Source organism: Amycolatopsis sp., assembly GCF_036008905.1.
In the GTDB taxonomy this organism is placed as follows: domain Bacteria; phylum Actinomycetota; class Actinomycetes; order Mycobacteriales; family Pseudonocardiaceae; genus Amycolatopsis.
The window spans coordinates 1-16,075 of record NZ_DASYMU010000125.1 but is presented as its reverse complement, the minus strand read 5'-3'; the positions used below and the strand labels follow the sequence as shown (position 1 = coordinate 16,075).

The following is a 16,075-nucleotide window of genomic DNA, read 5'->3' as shown; positions in this document are numbered from 1 at the left end:
GCCGTGGACAAGATGTTCGACTTCGATCTGACCCTGCGCTCGCTAGGCCTGGATTTCGTGCAGACGGCGTTGCTCGCCGCGGGCGTGCTCGCCATCGTCGCCGGAGTGCTCGGGCCGCTGATCGTGATGCGGCGGATGTCGTTCGCCGTGCACGGCACCTCGGAACTCGCGTTCACCGGCGCGGCCGCGGCGCTGCTGCTCGGCGTGGGGGTGGAGTACGGCGCGCTCGGCGGGGCTGTCATCGCCGCGGTGCTGATCGCGTTCCTCGGCTCGCGTGAATCCGACCGCGATTCCGTGATCGGCGTGATCCTGGCGTTCGGGCTCGGGCTCGGCGTGCTGCTGCTTTCGTTCTACCAAGGGCGTTCGACGAACAAGTTCGGCATCCTGATCGGCCAGATCGTCGCCGTCGACCGGACGAACCTGAACGTGCTGATGATCGCGTCGGCGCTGGTGCTGATCGTGCTCGCGCTGATCTACCGGCCGCTGCTGTTCGCCAGCGTGGACCCGGCTGTCGCCGTCGCCCGCGGTGTCCCGGTGCGGTTCCTCGCGCTGGTGTTCGCGGTGCTCGTCGGCGTCGCGACGGCTTTCGGCGTGCAGATCGTCGGCTCGCTGCTGGTCGTCTCGCTGATGGTCACGCCGGCGGCCGCCGCCGCCCGCGTCACGGCGAGCCCGTGGAAGGCGACCGTGCTCGCGGTGATCTTCGCGGAGGTGTCCGCACTGGGCGGGATCGTGCTTTCGCTGGCGCCGGGGAAACCGGTCAGCGCGTTCGTCACCACGATCTCGTTCGCGATCTACCTCGGTTGCCGGATCGTCGCGAAGGTCCGCGACCGGCGCCGCCGGGTGCCGGAACTGTCCGCCCCCGCCGCCGCTGTCGCTGTCTGAGCCCGATCAGCGGAGCGGGTTCGCGGCCAGCTTCGCTTGTGCGGCTTGGATGAACTGGTCGCTGGCGAAGTCCACCACGCCGGCCGAGACGTTGCGTTCCACCGCCTCGAGCACTACGACGTCGGAGTTGACGAGCGCGTTCATGGTGGCGTCCAGGCCGATCTTGTTCGAGGAATGCGCGAGCATCGTCAGGTTGGTGAACGCGGCCGGCAGATAGCCCGAAGCCGCCTTTGTGAACGAGTCGCCGAGGAGCAGCACGCGCTTGTCCACCGTGCCGACGAGCGGACTCGCCCGCCGGATGTCCGGGACGTCGATGTCGTTGGTCGCGACGCCCGCCCTGTCGACGAAGCCGTCCGGCTTCAGGCTGTACGCCGTGTTCGTCTTGACACCCTGCTTGCCGAGCAGCGGGGGCAGGTCGGCGGTGAGGTCGTACTGCTTGAGGGGGGCGCTCACCCAGGTTCGGGTGACACCGGGCTCGATCGCGTCGGCGATCCCGCGCGTCATCACCAGCGATCCTTCGTCCCGCCAATGCGTGTCGTTCGACGAGTAGACCGGCCGTCCGATACGTCGTTCCGAAGCGGTGAGCTCAGGCCGGAGGTCGACCGAACGGGCCTGGCCGACCAGCCCGGTCCAAGTCGGGCCTTCCGCGGCCTGCGCGCATTCCTTGCCCGGGTAGCTCGACGGAAGGAACTGCGGGACCATCGTCGACTTGTCCGGTGCGACCACGAAGACGAACTTGCGCCCGGAGCTCTCGACCGCCTTGCGCAGTTCGTTGACCTTGTTGATCGTTTCGGTCAGCGGCCGCGTCGGGTGGCATTTCGCGTCGGCGTCGAAGCCGAAGTACAACCAGCCGTCGCTGCCCTGGACGACCCGCTGGTAGCCGGCCGCGCCGGGCTGGCTCGGCTGACCGGGGACCGTGCCGTCCTTCGGCGGTGACTGGCCGGGGATCGGCCCCGCGGCGGGCGGTGGGCCCTGGTCGAGCGGCGCCGATTCGCCGAAGAGACCACGGCTGATGCCGTCGGCCGCCTGGATGGCGCCACTGCGGAAGGAAAGCTGGTCCGTCGCCCACGTCGGCAGGCCGGTGAAGAACGCCCAGCCCGAGGCCAAACTCGGAAAGCCGGCCAGCCGGTGGTTCTCGATTTCGGCGGGGCGGACACCGAAAACCCAGAGCATGGTCGGCGTCACGAAGAACAGCAACGCGCTGATCAGCGCTGTCAGCTGTCGTCCACCGTGCCTCGGCCGGTGTAGCGCGTGCTCGCGAGGAAGCCACGCCTCATGCACTGTCGGCAGCTTCTGACGTTCTCCCACCACGTCTCCACGCTAGCCCGTCCGAGTTACCGGCCGCAGGAGGATGGCACTTTTCCCGTGGGGTGCCGGGTCAGTGGAGCATGAGCAGGACCTGGAGCTCGCCGACGAGGAAACCGATGACCCCGCCGACGGCGATCAGCTTCCACTCGTCCTGCCGGAACGCGGGCCGGAGCAGGCCCTCGTATTCGACGGGCGTCAGCCGCAGCATCCTCTCTTCGACCATCTTCGCGACGTCCATCGCCTGCGTCAGATAGCCCTCGGCGTGCCGGACCGTGCTCGGCAGCCGCTCGACGGCTTTGACCGCGGCAGCCTGCTTCATCTCGTTGAGCCGCTGCGTGCCGATCGTCAACGCGACCAGCGGTTTGGCCACGCTCGTCTGCTCGTCGACGGCCTTCGCGACCATTTTCCGCACCATCCCGAGCAGCCGATCGGACCGCGGCCCGCGCAGGATCGACTCCATCAGGTTCGGCACGGTCAGCACCTCGTGCGCGATGAGCTCGCCGTACTGCCGCGCCACCTCGGCCCGCCGCCGCTGGAACTTCCCCTGCAAGGTGAACCGCCCCAGCCGGATCGGATCACGCGGCACGAAGATCATCTTGATCGCCAGCCAGTCGGTGAACAGCCCGATACAGCCGCCGAAAATCGGCAGTACCCACGGCTCCTTCGTCAACGCCCACGTGACCGCCTGCAGCAGTCCGAGCGTGAACCCGAACACGATGCCCGCCCGCGCGATGAAACTCATCTCCGGCCGCGACGTCTCCCGCACGAGCCGGACCAGGAGCGCCTTGTCACGCGTCAGGTTCTGCACGGTCATGTGCTGGACGTCGAGCACCTCGTCGAGGTTGTCGCGGATCTCGTTCATCAGCTCGCGCACCAGCCGCGGCGTGGAAGCCTGCACCTGCTTGATGACCAGCTCCTGCGCCATCGACGGCAGCACTTCCCACATCCGCGGGTGGTACGCCTCGAGCACGTCCCGCGAGATGTCGTCGACCGCGCGCAGCAACGGCTGCTCGATCTCGCGGGTGATGAGATCGGGATCGATCTTGGCGAAGATCTCCTTGAGGTCGAGCAGGTTCTTCGTCAGCAGATCGGTCGCCACCGCCGCCATCCGGCCACCGTGCTTGGGCACGACTCCTTGCCAGCCAAGGAAAGTCCGCGGGATGCCGACGAACTCGAGCGGCTTGAACATCATCTCGATGGCCACGCGTTTGGTCACGTAACCGATCAGCGCGGCGATGAACGGGATCGCGGCGTAGAGCTGCCAATGCAGGGCAAGGTCGTCGAGGACTGCGTCCACCGGCGACCTCCTTTCGCACTGAGGCCCAAACCGTATCGGTGCGAGCCGATCACGCACCCGCGACGCGCTGTGAAGGCGCCTCCCGACCCAGCACCCCTCGTGAGTGGCTACGAGTGTTAGAACACTTGTTGCCACTCACGAGCCACCCACCTAGCTGCGCGTGCGTGCTCAGCTAGGTCACGTCCAGCCAGCCCCGCTCAGTGCAGCAACAGCAGTACCTGGAGTTCGCCGACCAACCCGCCGATGATGGCGCCGACGGCGATCAGTTTCCATTCGTCCTGCTGGAAGGCGGGCCGGAGGATGCCTTCGAACTCCACCGGTGTCAGCTGCCGCATCTTCGTCACGATGGTGTTCCGGACGTCGAGGGCGTCGGTCGCGTAGCGCTCGGCGTGTTTGACGGTCTCCGGCAGATGCTCGATGGCCTTCGCCGCGGCGGCCTTCTTCATCTCCTGGTATTGCCTGCCGCCGACGGCGATGGCCACCAGTGGTTTCGCGATGCTGGCTTGCTGGTCGATGGTCCGCTGCACCTCGCGCTGGATGAGGTGGAACAGCTTGTCCGACTTCGGCCCGGTCAGCACGGCTTCCATCACGTTGCGGACGGTCAGCACCTCGTCGGCGATCAGCGCGCCGTAGTCGGCGGCGACCTCTTTGCGGCGTTTCTGGAACATCCCCTGCCAGCGGAAGAACAGGAAATGCCGTTCCTCGCGCGGATAGAAGATCATTTTCAGGGCCAGCCAGTCCGTGATGAGTCCGGTGAAAAACCCGAAAACGGGCATGATCAACGGCTGCTTCGTCAGCGCCCACGCGACGAATTGCACGAGCCCGATCACGAATCCGAAGTAAATACCCGAACGTGCGATGAACTTCAGTTCCGGCTGCGCGACCTCTTTGATGAGCCGGACGGTCAGCGCCTTGTCGCGGACCATGGCCTCGATGAGCATGGTGTTCACGTCGAGGACGTCGTCGATGTTGGTGGAGATCTCGTGCATCAGCCGCGCGACGACCTTCGGCGCCTGCGCGCGCACCTGGTTGATCAGCATCCGCTGCGCCTGCGCGGGCAGCATTTCCCACAGCCGGGGCTGGTACTGCTCCATGATCTCGCGGGTGACGTCCTCGACCGCCTTGAGCAGCGGCTCCTCGAGTTCGCGGACCATCTGCTCCGGGTCGAGCCGCGAAAAGATCTCCTGCGGGTCGACGAGGTGCTTGGTGAGCAGGTCGACAGCGGTGCCGGACATCCGCCGCGCGTTCGCGGGGATGACGCCCTGCCAGCCGAAGATCGGCTTGATACCGCGGAATTCGAGCGGTTTGAACATCATTTCGATCGCGACGCGCTTAGTCACGTAACCGATGAGGGCGGCGATGAACGGCATCGTGGCGTAGACATGCCAATGTTCGGCGATGTCCGCCAGGATCGCGTCCAAAACCACCCCCCAGCTACAGGCGAACCGACAACGGGGAGCATGACACGCGGGTCCGGACTGGGCCAAGTGGCGTAATGCAGCCGTTTGGCGGTATTGGGTTTGGTGCGCTTGCTCACTAAGGTTGCCGGATGGTTGCTGTTGACAAGACTGATCCGGCCCCGAAGACCTCCCAGTTCGCCGTCGCGATGCGCGGTTATAACCAGCATCAGGTAGACGAGCGCGTGACGAAACTGGCCGCCGACCTCAAGAACGCGTCGCATAAACGCGATGAGGCGATGGCGACGGTCACCGAGTTGTCGAAGGCGCTGAGCTATGCCCAGCGCGAATTGGCGGACGCGAAAGCCGGGCTCGTCCGGATGACGTCCAGCCCGTCCGGCGCGAGCGCGATGGCAGAACGCGTTCGCATGATGATGCAACTGGCCGAGGAGGAGATCGCCGAGCTCAAGGCCAAGGCCGAGGAGGACGCCACGGCCACGCGCGCCGAGGCCGACAAGGACGCCCACACCATCCGCCGCGCGGCCGAGAAGGCCGCCAAGGACATCCAGGCCGAGCATGAGGCCCAGGTCGAAGCGGCTCGTGCCGAGAGCGAACGGCTGAACCTCGAGGCGGCGCAGCTGCGCGACAAGCTCGACGCCGAGGCGAAGCAGCGTCGGGAAGGCGCCGAGAAGAAGGCGCTCGACGAGCTGGAGGCCAAGAAGGCCGAAATCCTGCGCTCCGCGGCCGCGGAGGAAGCGGAGGCGAAGGACCGCCTCGGCAAGCTCGTCAGCGACGCCGAGAACAGGCGCGCGGTGGCCGAAGAGCAGGCCAACCAGGCGCTGGAGTTCCGCCGCAAGGTCACCGAGCGGCTGACGGCCACCAACACGGCCATGCAGGAGGCCCTCAACTACCTCGTGCCCGCCGACGCCACTGGAAACGGGACTGGGAACGGCGCGAAGCCCTCCCCGAACAAGACGGACAACAACGCGAAGACCCCGCAGGCGGCCGGGTAGAGCTGGGTGCTGCTGGGAGACGAACGGCTGGCGGTTTGTGAATACGCGCGCCGGATGACCGCCGACGGGCTGGTGGTCGGCACCTCCGGGAACGTCTCGGTGCGTGCCGGTGACCTGATCGCGGTGACGCCGACGGGCGTGGACTACGCCGACCTCAGATCCGAGGACATCCCGCTGATCGCGCTCGACGGGTCCACAGTGGACGGAAAGCTGCGGCCGACCAGTGAGTTGCCGATGCACTTGAGCGTTTACCGGGAGGCCGCCGATCCTGACGGTCTTCCGGTGAACGCGATCGTGCACACCCATTCCGTGCACGCCACGGCCGTCTCGACGCTGGTCGAGGAGGTCCCGCCGATCCACTACCTGCTCGCCACCATCGGGCCGACAGTGCGAGTGGCCGCGTACGCGACTTACGGCACGCCCGAGCTCGCGAAGGCGATGCTCGGCGCGCTGGAGGGCCGTCGTGGCTGCCTGCTGGCCAACCACGGCACGCTCACCTACGGCGAAGACCTCGCCGCCGCTTACGGCCGTGCGCGTCAGCTGGAGTGGATCTGCCAGCTCTGGTTGGTCGCGCGCTCCGCCGGGTCACCGGCCTTGTTGCCGCCCGGCGAAATCGAGCACGTCGTCGAAAAGCTCCGTACGTACGGTCAGCGCTGACCCGGTTTCGAATCAGGAAGCCTCGGCGGTATCGACGGCGTGGACGGCGTCGAGCAGTTCGGCGACCGTCGGATCGTCGACGGCTTCCTTGATGCACTGCCACAGTTCGAGATTGGCGCCGGCCCAGCGTGAATACAGGGCCGCCGCTTCGGGGTTGTAGAAGTAGAAACCTTCACTGTGGACGTCGGCCTGCTCACTGACGATCTTGTGTGCCAGTTCGCGCAGGCTCAGGTCGTTTTCCCGCAGGTATTTGTGCGCCAGCACGACCGGTGTCACGGGCAGCGCTTTGAACAACGTGTCCGCGTCGCTGAGCGCCTGTGCCTCCAGTGAGATGTTCCGGTGCCTGGTCGCCATTTCGGCTTCGTCGATGATTTCGTCGATCCGGGCCGAAACCTCTTTGCCCACACCGGATTCGGCCAGCATGTCGAGCCGCAGGTCGCTGCCCGCGGCCGCCGGTGAATTTCGCCGGACCAGATAGTTGACGTCGTGGACCAAAGCCGCCACTTCGACGACTCCGGCGTCGGCGCCGTTGTGCCCGGCGAAACCCACCGCTTTGGTGCGGACGAAATTCACGTGGTGCCAGCCGTGGAAGGGCAACCTGTCGGCGTACCGCCAGCACAATTGCCGGACCAGTTGATCGACATGAGCTATCGCCGCTTCCGAAACAGCACTGTTCTGTAGGGCGCGCATCTACCTCTCCAATCCCGACATCGGCAGACGGGTGGAGTAATGGTAGGCGCTGAGTAGTTAGACTAGGTTCGCAAGTTCCCCCAAACGGACCTCCATCGGCACGTGGCGATGGCTGATCCCGGTCGTCGGGTCGTACGAAACACTCGAATCGGTCACCGCGCGTGACTTGACGAGGAAAGTCATCGTTCCCTGGGCGGCCTCCGGGATTCGGTGGAATTGATCGGCCGTCAGCGCGCCCGCCGCACCGGCCGAACAGGTGCTCCGCTTCTGAAGCTGAGCCGAAGTGATCAATTCCGTCCGCGGGTCGACGAGTGCGTCGTAGCGTTCATGGACATAACTGCCCCGCAGGATCGTGGTGCAGAAGTGGTACCTGTGGTTGTGCACCGAGTCGGCGTAACCATGCCGCCAATCCTGTTGCGGCTTGTACTCGTGCAGCCAGAAACTGAACTCGTCTCCCGGGGAATTGAGCAGGCACCACGCGAAATGAGTGGTCGTTTCACGGGAACCCGCACGGACGGCGCCGGCCTCGGCAGGACCTAGTCTTCGCAGGTGTTCGCGTAGTTCCTCGCGTAGTTCCGGCTGTGCCGCCCAGGAGGTGAACATTTCCTCGACGGCCGGCCAGTTCCCGGCCAGCGGGAAATCGACTGTTCTCAGTTGTGTTGCCAAGTGGGTCAGCACGGACAACCGAGTGAGCATGACATCAGCTCCCCAGTTCGGCGACGGCGGAGAATTCCTTGCGGAAGGTGTGGAACTTTTCTTCCATTTCTTGGAACTGCTCCTCGGACAACCTGTTTCCGGTGATCTTTTCGAACAGGGCGATGAAATCTTGACGGGTGGTTGACGGGGTGATCAGGAAATGGCGGCCGGTGCGCGAATTGCACACCCGGAGAAACTCCGTCCGTTCCATGTTGTACATGAACGATCCTTCGGTGAAACGCAGCGTTCGCGGGTACAGCGAGATGGCGCCCCCGATGTCGCTGTAGAGGGTCAGCCAGACGCTGCTGTCGAACATTTCCAGCCGGTCCAGTGGCGGATCGGCCACCACGGTGATGTCCACCCGGGTGCAGCGGCCGCGCGCGAGGAAGAGTCCGACCAGCCCGATCGAGATCTCGTCGTGCAACCGCTTCTGGATCGTCTCGTAGTCGACGCCCACTTCTTCACGCCGGAGGAGATATCGCGCACGGCCGCTTATCGCGCTGGAATCGCGCGGGTCGGCGACGACCGCGCGCAGTTCGCGGTCCGTTCGTGAAAGGAGCAATCTGGCGGCCGCGTGACGACCGGAAAAACCTCGGAAGAAATACTGCCTGGTGGAATCGAGGTCCGCCATCATCACGCGGTTGAACGCGGGATCGGGGTTGGTCGTGGCTTCGAAGACGTCGGTGGGGAAGAATTCTTTGTTCAGCGACCGGTATTCGGCGCTGAGCTCTTGCAGTGCGCGCCGGCTTTCTTCGATCACCGGTGCCACCAGCGCTTTTTGCGACGCGGTGGCGGTGATCAGAGTTTGGCCGAAGCCGACCACCGCCGAGATCAGGGTTCCCGTGCCGACCGAATTCAGGAATGTCTTGCCGGCACTGGGGTCCATGTTGCTGGAGATCACCAGGCTCACACCGGAGATGATGATCAGAGTCAGCACTAACAGGCCGGTCCTGGTCCAGAAGATCTCTTGCAGTGGGTTACTGCGGAGCCTTTTGGCTTCCGCGGGCACATCCTCACCTCCTAAGGGGTCGCCACTCGAACGGACGAATGCGTTGAGTATCTGTTTGAGTGCGGAGAGCTACTCTACGCGCCCTGCGTGCGGGGCGAAATAAGAAAATCGGGGGATACAGGATCGCGGTCATGGTGACGCTTGGCAACCTTTATCGGATTGTCGTGATCTATTGGCGCAGCAGCCGACCTGCGCGTGATCATCCGGTCGTGTCCTCGTCGCAGCGGGGTCTTTCCCATGCTGACATGGGATAATCGGGGTCACGAGACCGCTCTGGACCTTGGTGGGCAACGCCCACTCAATGCTGTCCAAAGCTGTCCGGAGGCTCTTATGAGCGAGTTTGTCGGGGACTCGACCCCGCCGCCGCCCGCGCGCATCGGCATGACAGATGTCCAAACGGTGGAGGAAACCACGCAGGTGATCCGTGCCCTCGACTACCGCCGCGGTGGCGGCTCGTGTCGAACAGCGTTGGAGAAACACGCCACGAAATGCGAGAGGCTGCTAGACGCCGAGGCCGCCGAGCCGGTGCGAGAGCGGCTCCTGGTCGCGCTGGCGGACCTTCATAATCTGGCCGGCTGGACGTCGTTCGACGTCGGCGCGGTCGAGGAGGCGCATCTCCATTTCGACCGCGCGCTGGAACTGGCGCGGCCGAGCCACAACGACGATCTGGTCGCCAACATCCTGTACCGGTCGGGCCGGGTTTACCTGCACCACAACGATCCTGAGCGCGCACTGGCGATGTTCCGGCTCGGCGAGTCGGCCGCGGTCGAGGCCGGGTCGGAGCTCGCCGTCGCGATCCTCCATTCGAATGAAGCTTGGGCGTACGCGAAATTGGGCAGTGAAGGCGAAGCGCTCGAACAGCTCAAGCTGGCCCGGCACGCGTTCGCCAAGGCCGATCTTTCGGATCCACCGGTATGGGCGCGGTTCTTCACCGAGGTGGACATGGCCGCGATGATCGGCACCGTGCACACGGAACTGGCGCTTACGGTCGACCGTAAGCATTCCCGCCTCGCGATCCCCGCGCTGCAGACCGCTGTCGACGGCTACGAGGAGGACATGAGCCGCAGCTGGGCGTTCAACCTCGCCGCGCTCGCGACGAACCATCTCCTCCAAGGCGACGTCGACGTAGCGGCCGCGGTGGGCGTTCAGGCGTTGAGCCGCGCGACCGGTGTCGAGTCGGCGCGGTGCAAAGACCGCATGCTCCCGCTCAAGGCCGCAGCCGAAAGCCGGTCCGACAACGCCGACGCCCGCGACCTCGCCGAGCGGATCACCGCATTCCTCGCCGCCTGAGGGAACTCCGCACTTTGAGGCAGTCAGAACTGGTAGTAGAGGAAGGGGCTGAACGTGCCGGTGGCGACGAGGATCGCCGCGTAGAGCAGGCCGACGGTCATCACGCCGATGCGCAGGGCCGTCGCGGGCTTGCTGCGGGAGGACTCCAGCAGCGGGCCCGTGACGGGATGCGCGGGCAGAAAGAAGATCGCCATCGCGCCCAGCAGCAGGATGATCCGCTGGTTGGTGAGGGTGGCTTCCACGACGTCGTTGATACCGGTGAAGTCGGGCAGCAGCATGTGGCCGATCATGCCGAGCGCGTGCTCCAGGTCCGGCGACCGGAAGAACACCCAGCCGATGACCACGAGCAAGAGCGTCAGCGCGCGGCGGGCGACGCGCGCGCCCGTGGTCGCGGGGGTGACGTCGTAGCCGAACGCGCGCTCGATGATGAGCAGGGCGCCGTGGTACATGCCCCAGATCAGGAACGTCCACTGCGCGCCGTGCCAGAACCCGGTCAGCACGAACACGATGCACAGGTTCCGGTACGTCTTGCTCGCGCCGCCGCGGTTGCCGCCGAGCGGGATGTAGACGTAGTCGCGGAACCAGCGCGACAGCGACATGTGCCAGCGTCGCCAGAATTCGGTGACGGTGACCGCGGAGTACGGGCGCGCGAAGTTCTCCGGCAGGCGGAAGCCGAGCATCCGGCCGAGGCCGATGGCCATGTCGGAGTATCCGGAGAAGTCGAAGAACAGCTGCAGGGTGTACGCGACCGCGCCCAGCCACGCCGTCGCGAACGTCATCTGGTCCGGTGGGGTGGAGAAACAGGCTTCGACCACCGGGCTCAGCGAGTCCGCGATGATCGTCTTCTTGCACAGGCCGAGCGCGAACCGGGGGAACCCGGCGGCGATGTCGTCGAGCCGGTGGGAGCGCTGTTGCGGCAGCTGGTCGGCGATCTCGCGGTAGCGCACGATCGGCCCGGCGATGAGCTGCGGGAACATCGCGATGTACGCGGTGAACGCCACCGGGCTGCGCAGCGCCCGCCGCTCGCCGCGGTAGATGTCGACGACGTACGAGATGTGGTGGAAGGTGTAGAACGAGATGCCGATCGGGATCACCAGGTCGGCCACCGGCAGGTTCCCGCCGAGCAGATGCGCGACAGCGGCGATCTGCTGCGTCGCGAAACCGGCGTACTTCCAGATCAGCAGCACCCCGACGTCGAACGAGATCACGCCGATGAGCAGCCTTCGCCGCCGCGTGCTCCGCTGGTCCCATTCGTTCGGCTCCAGCGACGGGCCGGCGAGGTAGTTCACCACCATGCAGCCGAGCAGCAGCAGGACGAACGCGCCGGCCCCGGTTGTGTAGAAGATCAGGCTGGCGACGGCGACGATCCCGTTGCGCCAGCTGCGCGGGCACACCAGGACGGCGACCAGCAGTGCCGGCATGAAGTACCACAAGAACAGTGGCGAAATGAACGACATCGGTGTGCTTGCTCCCTAGGCTTCGAGCACGACCCTAACGTGGGGGCTTGCTCCGCGGAGGCGAAGGCTGGACTCTTGAAGGGCGAAGCCACGCCGAGGTAAGGGGAGTCCGATGAGCGACCCGTCGACACCTGAACTGGTCTGGTGGCGAGACGACCGCCAGCGCTGGGACGCGCTGGCGTTCGTGCCGTCGCCGGATGACGCGGCCGGAGACGCCGTCAACGACGTGCACGCCGAGGCCCGCGCCGCCGTATTGGAACTCCTGTTCGCCGATTGCACCGACGCCGACGCCGATTTCCTCGTCTATCTCCTGGCCCAGGAAACGCTGATGCACCAGACCGGCTGGTCCCTCACCGAGAGCATGGGGCTGGCCGCGCTGCTCGTCGCCGAACGCCGTCGGCTCCCCGACGTCTTCGCGCTGTGGAACGCGAAGAACGCGAACTTCGACACGATGTTCGGGCTGGATTCCGAGCTGCTGTTCGCGGGCGGGGTGGACGAGACCGTGGCGTTCGTCGAGGCCTCGGACGACCCGGCGCGCGACGGCTTCATGCGCTACGTGTCGGGCACGTCCCTGCCGAGCAACTCGGAAGTCCGCACCCGCATGTCAGGCCTGCGGGACTACCACACGGCTTAGTTACGGTTCGGAGTTCCTGCCGTTTATCACGCGACACCGACAGGAAACCGGCGAGCGGGGCTGTTCGGATCAGTCTGCTGGCCACTCGTATGAGAGCTCGTACCTGTCGGCAGGAAGCACCATGTCGTTCACTTCGAGTGGCACGCCGTCGGCGCGGTAAGCAACGCGGGTCACGGTGACAACCGGGACGCCGGAGCCAAGTTGTAAGGCGGATGCCTCGATCGGGTTTGGCATCCGAGCGCCGACGTGCTCGACGAACGAGCCGATCATGTGACCGGCTTCCTCGAGCCTGGCGTACGCCCCACCACGGCCGGTGTCGACCTGTTCGATCGCGGTGCCGCGAGTGAAGTCACGCGGTAGACGCGACACCGCGAGTTGGACCACCAGCCCATTGGCTCGCATCACCCGGTCTCTCACGGTCACTTCGGCTCCAGGGTCGATGCTGAGATAGTCCGCGACCCGTTGGGTTGCAGCCTCAAAGCTGACCTTCACCGATGAGGACGGCGTGAAACCTCTGGTGGATGCATCGGCCAGGAAGGCACCCTGATTGCGCTCGCGTGCTTCGCGGGACAGGCGCGATCTGGACAGGCGATGGATCGTTGTCGGCGGGCGAACGAAGACGCCACGCCCGTGCTCGGCGGTGACGATGCCCTCGGTGCGGAGCATGTTGACCGCGTCGCGGATCGTCGGCCGCGAGACGCCATAGGTCTCGACGAGTTCGCGTTCACTCGGAAGCTGGTCGCCGGGCGCGTACTGCCCGGCAGAGATCTTCTCTCGCAGGTCCGCCGCTACCTGCCGGAACGCCGGTACTCCGCTCTGTCGATCCACCATGGCTCCATTCTCCAACACACCAACTCGTCTTGACCAGTTCGTGTCGCACATGCCATCTTAGAACTGGTAAGGACGTGTTGACCAGTTGTGGTGGGGTGAAGTACTTGGACGAGTTGGAGATGGATCCGGCATGACGGTCATGATCTCGATCCGCTGGTACGGCGAAGACCAACAGGCGCACGCGTACGCCGTCGGCGAGCTGGCCGACGACTGGGCGTTCGCCGAGCCGCTGTGTGCGCCATGGGAACACGCGATCCCCCACCCACGCAGATCACTGAGCTCGCGAGACCTTCCGTCTCTCGGCGGCATGTGCGATCGGTGCCCAAGCTGCGCAACATGGACCCGCACCCACGAGCACACCGTGGTTGTCCGGGGTGAGCCAGTCGCGGTCGCGGGGCGCCTCAACCGTCTGGCTGTGGCCGGATGAGGCGCGAAGACGTAGAGCTGCTCGGCCGCATCCACAAGGTGAACGGCACAGCTGGGAAAATGGTCCTTCAGGTGTTGTCAGGTGTCGCCGATGACGACGCGCTCAGTGGAGATTTCGAGACGATCGGTCGCCTGTTCCGAGGACTCGGTGAAGCGTTTATCGCCCGGTCCATCGAGCTCGCGCCACCGAACCCGCCGCACATCGAGCAGGAAGCCGGGGAACCTAGCGATGCGCCGTGAACGGCCAGAGCGGAGCAGCCATATCCGGCGCCTCAACGCCGCGATCAACGCCGAGGTGGACAGCCTCATGGATCAGCTCGCGTCGACCCCGGACGAACGCGCGGCCACAGGACTGGTCGAGATCTGATCCCGGGGCGGCGCGGGGCGCCGCCTGAGCTGCGCGAACGCAGCCGGACGCCGGTCCGGGCAAAAAGCGGGAGCAAGGGACCTTTACTACCGCCAAACGGCAGTAAAGGTCCCTTGCTCCCGTCCGTTACGGCTGGGGGCTGGGCCGAATGGGTTACACGCGGCCCTTGATGCGACGGCGACGGGCGACCTCGGCGAGCAGGACGCCGGCGGCCACGGAGGCGTTGAGGGACTCGACGCCGTGGGCCATCGGGATCGACACGGTCGCGTCGCAGGTCTCGCCGACGAGGCGGGTCAAGCCCTTGCCCTCGCCGCCGAGCACGATGACGACCGGGTCGGTCGCGAGGTCGAGGTGGTCGATGTCCACCGAGCCCTCGGCGTCGAGACCGACGATCATCATGCCCTTGCCTGCCCACTGCTTCAGCTGACGCGTCAGGTTGGTCGCCAGCGCGACGGGCAGCTTCGCGGCGGTGCCGGCGCTGGTCCGCCATGCCACGGCCGTCATCCCGGCGCTACGCCGTTCCTGCAGCAGCACGCCGTGCGCGCCGAACGCGGCCGCGGAGCGGATGACCGCGCCGAGGTTCCGCGGGTCGGTGACGCCGTCGAGCGCGACGAACAGTGCGGGCTCGCCCGAGTCGCGCGCGGCCTGCATGAGGTCGTCGGGGTGCGAGTACCGGAACGGCGGCACCTGCAGGCCGAGGCCCTGGTGCACGGCCCGGTTGGTCTTGCGGTCCAGCTCTTCGCGCGGGATCTCCAGGATCGAGATGCCCTTGTCCGCGGCGAGCCGGACGGCCTCGGTGACGCGGTCGTCGTTCTCGATGTTCAGCGCGACGAACAGCGCCGTCGCCGGGACGTCGGCACGCAGTGCCTCGACCACCGGGTTGCGCCCGGCGATCAGCTCGGGACGCTCGGCCTTCTTGGTCCGCGACACCTGCTCACGGCGGTCCGCGGCGTTGGCCTGGCGGAACTTCTTGTGGTTCGGCCGGTCCTCCGCCTTCGGAGTGGGCCCGCGGCCCTCGAGCGCCGCACGCCGCTGGCCGCCGGAGCCGACCACCGGGCCCTTTTTCGTACCGGCCTTGCGGATTGCGCCCTGGCGCTTGGAGTTGCCTGCCATGTCAAGAATCTCTAACTGTCCACTTGGGACCATTGGGGGTGTCTTCCACCGCGATGCCCGCCTCGACGAGACGGTCACGTGCGGCGTCCGCGCGGGCGAAATCCCGCTCGGCGCGAGCCAGCTGACGTTCCTTCAGCAGGCCTTCGACCAGGTCGACGAGCGCCTGCCGGGTCGGGGTTTCCGAGCCGCTGGCCTCGGACCATCGGGCCGAGAGCGGATCCAGACCGAGGACGTCGGTCATCGCACGCACCGTCGCGGCGATTTCAAGCGCCTTGGGGTTATCGCCCGCGTCCAACGCCGTATTACCGTCGCGGACCGTGTTGTGCAGCACTGCGAAGGCGTGCGGGGTCGCGAGGTCGTCGTCCAGCGCCGCCGCGAACTCGGGCGACACCTCGCCGATGTGCACGACCCCGGCCGAACCGGCGGCGCGGCGCAGGAACTGCTCCACCCGCCGGTAGCCCTGGGCAGCCTCGGACAGCGCGCCGTCGGAGTATTCGATCGTGGAGCGGTAATGCGGCTGGATCAGGTAGTACCGGAGCTCCGGCGCACGGTAGTTGCGCAGCATCTCCGGCATCGAGACGGTGTTGCCGAGCGACTTCGACATCTTCTCGCCGGAGAGGGTCACCCAGGCGTTGTGCAGCCAGAACCGGGCGAACGGGTCACCGGCGGCATTGGACTGCGCGCGCTCGTTCTCGTGGTGCGGGAAGACGAGGTCGATGCCGCCGCCGTGGATGTCGAACTCGGCGCCGAGGTACGTCGTGGCCATCGCCGAGCACTCGAGGTGCCAGCCCGGCCTGCCGCGCCCCCACGGGGTGGGCCAGGACGGCTCGCCCGGTTTGGCGCTCTTCCACAGCGTGAAGTCGCGGGGGTCCCGCTTGCCCTCGGCCGCGGACTCGCCCTGCTGCATGTCGTCGAGGCGCTGGCCGGACAGCGCACCGTAGCCGTCGAACGACTTGACGGAGAAGTAGACGTCGCCGCCGGACGGGTAGGCGTGGCCGCGCTCGATGA

Annotated in this window: 18 protein-coding genes; 8 read left to right on the top strand and 10 right to left on the bottom strand. The window is 66.2% G+C overall.

Annotated elements, in window-relative coordinates:
* The first annotated feature begins 3 nt into the window (after nucleotides 1-3).
* The gene (locus VGP60_RS22345; protein WP_327550004.1) at nucleotides 4-882 is read left to right on the top strand and encodes a metal ABC transporter permease; all 879 of its coding nucleotides are present in this window, start codon (nucleotides 4-6) and stop codon (nucleotides 880-882) included.
* Between the two features lie 6 nt (nucleotides 883-888).
* Here VGP60_RS22345 and VGP60_RS22340 read toward each other — a convergent pair whose 3' ends face one another.
* From VGP60_RS22340 to VGP60_RS22330, 3 genes are all read right to left on the bottom strand, one after another.
* Nucleotides 889-2,193 (bottom strand): alginate O-acetyltransferase AlgX-related protein, encoded by a 1,305-nt coding sequence (locus VGP60_RS22340; RefSeq protein WP_327550003.1) that lies wholly within the window; start codon nucleotides 2,191-2,193, stop codon nucleotides 889-891.
* Nucleotides 2,194-2,260: 67 nt separating this feature from the next.
* A complete protein-coding gene (locus VGP60_RS22335) occupies nucleotides 2,261-3,487 on the bottom strand; it encodes a DUF445 domain-containing protein (protein ID WP_327550002.1) in 1,227 nt (408 codons plus the stop codon).
* Nucleotides 3,488-3,684: 197 nt separating this feature from the next.
* A complete protein-coding gene (locus VGP60_RS22330) occupies nucleotides 3,685-4,914 on the bottom strand; it encodes a DUF445 domain-containing protein (protein ID WP_327550001.1) in 1,230 nt (409 codons plus the stop codon).
* Between the two features lie 122 nt (nucleotides 4,915-5,036).
* Here VGP60_RS22330 and VGP60_RS22325 point away from each other — a divergent pair, with 122 nt between their 5' ends.
* On the top strand, nucleotides 5,037-5,897 hold the full coding sequence (locus VGP60_RS22325; RefSeq protein WP_327550000.1) for a hypothetical protein: 861 nt from the start codon (nucleotides 5,037-5,039) through the stop codon (nucleotides 5,895-5,897).
* Nucleotides 5,898-5,903: 6 nt separating this feature from the next.
* Nucleotides 5,904-6,554 carry a class II aldolase/adducin family protein gene (locus tag VGP60_RS22320; protein WP_327549999.1) on the top strand — a complete coding sequence of 217 codons (651 nt, stop codon included), beginning with the start codon at nucleotides 5,904-5,906 and terminating at the stop codon, nucleotides 6,552-6,554.
* Between the two features lie 12 nt (nucleotides 6,555-6,566).
* Here VGP60_RS22320 and VGP60_RS22315 read toward each other — a convergent pair whose 3' ends face one another.
* The 3 genes from VGP60_RS22315 to VGP60_RS22305 are packed head-to-tail and all read right to left on the bottom strand — an operon-like array spanning nucleotide 6,567 to nucleotide 8,949.
* Nucleotides 6,567-7,244, bottom strand: a complete 678-nt coding sequence (locus VGP60_RS22315; protein WP_327549998.1) for an HD family phosphohydrolase — start codon at nucleotides 7,242-7,244, stop codon at nucleotides 6,567-6,569.
* Nucleotides 7,245-7,301: 57 nt separating this feature from the next.
* Nucleotides 7,302-7,940, bottom strand: coding sequence for a hypothetical protein (locus tag VGP60_RS22310; RefSeq protein ID WP_327549997.1), 639 nt, complete (start codon nucleotides 7,938-7,940; stop codon nucleotides 7,302-7,304).
* Between the two features lie 4 nt (nucleotides 7,941-7,944).
* Entirely contained in the window at nucleotides 7,945-8,949 is a 1,005-nt protein-coding gene (locus tag VGP60_RS22305) for a hypothetical protein (protein ID WP_414640390.1), read from the bottom strand.
* 330 nt (nucleotides 8,950-9,279) lie between these two features.
* Between VGP60_RS22305 and VGP60_RS22300 the strand changes: the two genes are divergently transcribed.
* Complete coding sequence (locus VGP60_RS22300; RefSeq protein WP_327549996.1) at nucleotides 9,280-10,239, top strand: transcriptional regulator; 960 nt, start codon at nucleotides 9,280-9,282, stop codon at nucleotides 10,237-10,239.
* Between the two features lie 23 nt (nucleotides 10,240-10,262).
* Here VGP60_RS22300 and VGP60_RS22295 read toward each other — a convergent pair whose 3' ends face one another.
* On the bottom strand, nucleotides 10,263-11,696 hold the full coding sequence (locus VGP60_RS22295) for an MBOAT family protein (protein ID WP_327549995.1): 1,434 nt from the start codon (nucleotides 11,694-11,696) through the stop codon (nucleotides 10,263-10,265).
* 112 nt (nucleotides 11,697-11,808) lie between these two features.
* Here VGP60_RS22295 and VGP60_RS22290 point away from each other — a divergent pair, with 112 nt between their 5' ends.
* Complete coding sequence (locus tag VGP60_RS22290) at nucleotides 11,809-12,330, top strand: hypothetical protein (RefSeq protein WP_327549994.1); 522 nt, start codon at nucleotides 11,809-11,811, stop codon at nucleotides 12,328-12,330.
* 69 nt (nucleotides 12,331-12,399) lie between these two features.
* Here VGP60_RS22290 and VGP60_RS22285 read toward each other — a convergent pair whose 3' ends face one another.
* The gene (locus VGP60_RS22285; RefSeq protein ID WP_327549993.1) at nucleotides 12,400-13,161 is read right to left on the bottom strand and encodes a GntR family transcriptional regulator; all 762 of its coding nucleotides are present in this window, start codon (nucleotides 13,159-13,161) and stop codon (nucleotides 12,400-12,402) included.
* Nucleotides 13,162-13,291: 130 nt separating this feature from the next.
* Here VGP60_RS22285 and VGP60_RS22280 point away from each other — a divergent pair, with 130 nt between their 5' ends.
* The 3 genes from VGP60_RS22280 to VGP60_RS22270 are packed head-to-tail and all read left to right on the top strand — an operon-like array spanning nucleotide 13,292 to nucleotide 13,954.
* Nucleotides 13,292-13,588: a hypothetical protein gene (locus VGP60_RS22280; RefSeq protein ID WP_327549992.1), complete on the top strand. Its 297-nt coding sequence runs from the start codon at nucleotides 13,292-13,294 to the stop codon at nucleotides 13,586-13,588.
* Nucleotides 13,585-13,827 carry a hypothetical protein gene (locus VGP60_RS22275; protein WP_327549991.1) on the top strand — a complete coding sequence of 81 codons (243 nt, stop codon included), beginning with the start codon at nucleotides 13,585-13,587 and terminating at the stop codon, nucleotides 13,825-13,827. The genes VGP60_RS22280 and VGP60_RS22275 overlap by 4 nt, the downstream gene beginning before the upstream one ends.
* Nucleotides 13,817-13,954: a hypothetical protein gene (locus VGP60_RS22270; protein ID WP_327549990.1), complete on the top strand. Its 138-nt coding sequence runs from the start codon at nucleotides 13,817-13,819 to the stop codon at nucleotides 13,952-13,954. Before VGP60_RS22275 ends, VGP60_RS22270 begins: the two co-directional genes overlap by 11 nt.
* Nucleotides 13,955-14,107: 153 nt before the next feature.
* Here VGP60_RS22270 and rlmB read toward each other — a convergent pair whose 3' ends face one another.
* Both rlmB and VGP60_RS22260 read right to left on the bottom strand, forming a co-directional pair.
* Nucleotides 14,108-15,067, bottom strand: a complete 960-nt coding sequence (rlmB, locus tag VGP60_RS22265; RefSeq protein ID WP_327549989.1) for a 23S rRNA (guanosine(2251)-2'-O)-methyltransferase RlmB — start codon at nucleotides 15,065-15,067, stop codon at nucleotides 14,108-14,110.
* 1 nt (nucleotide 15,068) lies between these two features.
* Nucleotides 15,069-16,075, bottom strand: a 1,007-nt coding sequence (locus tag VGP60_RS22260; protein WP_327549988.1) for a cysteine--tRNA ligase, incomplete at its 5' end; no start/stop codon positions are given.

Excerpts from the sequence above, each read along its gene's own strand:
- VGP60_RS22325 (WP_327550000.1), top strand. The coding sequence starts at position 5,037 with ATGGTTGCTGTTGACAAGACTGATCCGGCCCCGAAGACCTCCCAGTTC.
- VGP60_RS22315 (WP_327549998.1), bottom strand. The coding sequence starts at position 7,244 with ATGCGCGCCCTACAGAACAGTGCTGTTTCGGAAGCGGCGATAGCTCAT.
- VGP60_RS22310 (WP_327549997.1), bottom strand. The coding sequence starts at position 7,940 with ATGCTCACTCGGTTGTCCGTGCTGACCCACTTGGCAACACAACTGAGA.
- VGP60_RS22300 (WP_327549996.1), top strand. The coding sequence starts at position 9,280 with ATGAGCGAGTTTGTCGGGGACTCGACCCCGCCGCCGCCCGCGCGCATC.
- VGP60_RS22295 (WP_327549995.1), bottom strand. The coding sequence starts at position 11,696 with ATGTCGTTCATTTCGCCACTGTTCTTGTGGTACTTCATGCCGGCACTG.
- VGP60_RS22290 (WP_327549994.1), top strand. The coding sequence starts at position 11,809 with ATGAGCGACCCGTCGACACCTGAACTGGTCTGGTGGCGAGACGACCGC.
- VGP60_RS22285 (WP_327549993.1), bottom strand. The coding sequence starts at position 13,161 with ATGGTGGATCGACAGAGCGGAGTACCGGCGTTCCGGCAGGTAGCGGCG.
- VGP60_RS22280 (WP_327549992.1), top strand. The coding sequence starts at position 13,292 with ATGACGGTCATGATCTCGATCCGCTGGTACGGCGAAGACCAACAGGCG.
- VGP60_RS22275 (WP_327549991.1), top strand. The coding sequence starts at position 13,585 with ATGAGGCGCGAAGACGTAGAGCTGCTCGGCCGCATCCACAAGGTGAAC.
- VGP60_RS22270 (WP_327549990.1), top strand. The coding sequence starts at position 13,817 with ATGCGCCGTGAACGGCCAGAGCGGAGCAGCCATATCCGGCGCCTCAAC.
- rlmB (WP_327549989.1), bottom strand. The coding sequence starts at position 15,067 with ATGGCAGGCAACTCCAAGCGCCAGGGCGCAATCCGCAAGGCCGGTACG.